Below are 882 nucleotides of genomic sequence, written 5' to 3'. Positions count from 1 at the left end.
GGACTTCCGCCGCATCGCAACCCGTTACGACAAGCTCGCCCGCAACTACGCTTCCGCCCTCGCGCTCGCCGCCGTCATCGCCTTCTGGTGCTGATCGAGTCTCGACCCTAGGGCGCCATAGCGATGCGGCGGGGGCGCAGGGCTGGTTCGACGCACTTGAACACGGCACATCGCGTGCAGACGTGGCTATCAGCTTCGCCTTCTCGCCCGAGAACGTAGCTGGCCTGCAGCCCGCCCTCGACCGGGGCATCTTCACGGCCGACGCGCACGCGACCGACGCCGCTCGGTTCTACTACGGCATCCTCGATCGAGCCCCGGACGCAGCGGGTCTCACGTTCTTCGCACAGGTTGGAGCACAGGGTACGTCGCTGACGAGCTTGGCTCAGTCTTTCCTGGACTCGGCCGAGTACGCGAGCACGCATGCGAACCTCACGGACGCCGCGTTCGTGCAGGCGTTGTACGAGGGAGCCTTGGGACGCAGCGCGGATGCGGCCCGACTGCAGGGCTGGACGGACGCTCTCACGCACGGCGCGACGCGTGCAGACGTGGCCGTTGGGATCGCTGAGAGCCCGGAGGCTCACGTGCACCTTGCCAGCGTGATCGAGAACGGTTGGCACCTCATCTGAAGAGGGCAACCATCAAGAAAAGTGGAACCTCACGGAGACAGGGGCAGCTGTATGGCTGCCCCTCTTTCTTTGAACCTGCCGATCTGAGACGCGCTTCGCGCCTCGGTCAGCGGGCGACCGCGGGAATATTGCGTGCCAACTCGCCCTGTCAACGGGCACCGAAGTCTCCGCAATTGTGGGCTTTCAAAATTCCCTGGCCGGCGGGTTCGGTGCGGATCGGTGATCAGCCGGCCGTGTGATCGGAGGCAGCCTTTCC

Annotated in this window: 1 protein-coding gene and 1 pseudogene; both read left to right on the top strand. The window is 65.3% G+C overall.

The window, feature by feature from the left end; translation table 11 throughout:
• Nucleotides 1–94: pseudogene (locus tag MFF24_RS28655) on the top strand (IS5/IS1182 family transposase); the annotation flags it as partial.
• Between the two features lie 88 nt (nt 95–182).
• Nucleotides 183–626, top strand: a complete 444-nt coding sequence (locus tag MFF24_RS28650) for a DUF4214 domain-containing protein (RefSeq protein ID WP_238229224.1) — start codon at nt 183–185, stop codon at nt 624–626.
• Nucleotides 627–882: the final 256 nt, after the last annotated feature.

This window comes from Methylorubrum aminovorans (assembly GCF_022179725.1).
In the GTDB taxonomy this organism is placed as follows: domain Bacteria; phylum Pseudomonadota; class Alphaproteobacteria; order Rhizobiales; family Beijerinckiaceae; genus Methylobacterium; species Methylobacterium aminovorans.
The sequence above is the reverse complement of the archived record's forward strand: the minus strand, read 5'-3'. Positions and strand labels throughout refer to the sequence as shown.